Below are 1,461 nucleotides of genomic sequence, written 5' to 3'. Positions count from 1 at the left end.
CCCTGGCCGCGCGTGGCGTCGGCCGCGGCGACACCGTCGCCGTCATGCTGCCCAACGTGCCCGCCATGTTCGAGGCCCATTTCGGCGTGCCCATGACCGGCGCCGTGCTCAACACCCTCAACACCCGCCTCGACGCCGAGGCCATCGCCTTCATGCTCCAGCATGGCGAGGCCAAGGTGGTGCTGACCGACCGCGAGTTCTCGCCCGTCATGGTCAAGGCGCTGGCCATGTGCGGCACGCACCGCCCCTACGTGATCGAGGTCGAGGACCTGAGCGCGCCGCCCGGCTACGACCTGGGCGAGATCAGCTACGAGGCCTTCCTGGCCCAGGGCGACCCGAACTACGTCTGGAGCCTGCCGGGCGACGAGTGGGACGCGATCGCGCTCAACTACACCTCGGGCACCACCGGCAACCCCAAGGGCGTGGTCACGCACCACCGCGGCGCCTACCTGAACGCGGCGAGCAACGTGATCTCCTGGCAGCTGCCGCACCATGCGACCTACCTGTGGACGCTGCCGATGTTCCACTGCAACGGCTGGTGCTTCCCCTGGACCATGGCGCTGATCGCGGGCGCGAGCGTGTGCCTGCGCAAGGTCGACCCGACGCTGATCTTCGAGCTGATCCGCGAGCACCAGATCACGCACCTGTGCGGCGCGCCTATCGTCTACAGCATGCTGATCAACACGCCCGACGAGCTGCGCGCGGGCATCGAGCACAAGCTGCACGGCCTGATCGCCGGTGCGGCGCCGCCAGCGGCGGTGATCGAGGGCTGCGAGCGCGTCGGCATCGACCTGACCCATGTCTACGGGCTGACCGAGGTCTACGGGCCGGCGGCGGTCTGCGCCAAGCAGGCGCACTGGGAGGGGCTGTCGATCGAGGAGCGGGCCCAGCTCAACGGGCGCCAGGGCGTGCCCTATCCGCTGCAGCAGGATGTCGCGGTGCTCGACCCCGAGACGCTGCAGCCGGTGCCGGCCGATGGCGAGACCATGGGCGAGATCTTCTTCCGCGGCAACGTGGTGATGAAGGGCTACCTGAAGAACCCGGGGGCGACCGAGGAGGCGTTCGCGGGCGGCTGGTTCCACACCGGCGACCTGGCGGTGATGTACCCGGACGGCTACGTCAAGATACGCGACCGCAGCAAGGACGTGATCATCTCGGGCGGCGAGAACATCTCGTCGATCGAGGTCGAGGATGCGCTGCACCGGCACCCGGCGGTGATGCTGGCGGCGGTGGTGGCGATGCCGGACGCGCGCTGGGGCGAGGTGCCTTGCGCCTTCGTCGAGCTCAAGCCAGGGGCCGAGGCCAGCGGCGACGAGATCCTGGAGTTCTGCCGCCAGCTGCTGGCGCGCTTCAAGGTGCCGAAGCGGGTGGTGTTCGGTGCGCTGCCCAAGACCTCGACCGGCAAGATCCAGAAGTTCGTGCTGCGCAGCCAGATCAAGTCGGCCAGCGCGATCGAATGAC

The 1,461-nt window shown here is 68.9% G+C and carries 1 protein-coding gene; it reads left to right on the top strand.

Going from position 1 to position 1,461, the window contains the following annotated elements; genetic code table 11:
• Positions 1–1,460: acyl-CoA synthetase (locus C6P64_RS17020; protein WP_105749727.1), on the top strand; the 1,460-nt coding region annotated here is incomplete at its 5' end.
• Between the last annotated feature and the right edge of the window lies 1 nt (position 1,461).

Source organism: Malikia granosa, from assembly GCF_002980595.1.
Classification (GTDB): Bacteria; Pseudomonadota; Gammaproteobacteria; order Burkholderiales; family Burkholderiaceae_C; genus Malikia; species Malikia granosa.
The sequence above is the reverse complement of the archived record's forward strand: the minus strand, read 5'-3'. Positions and strand labels throughout refer to the sequence as shown.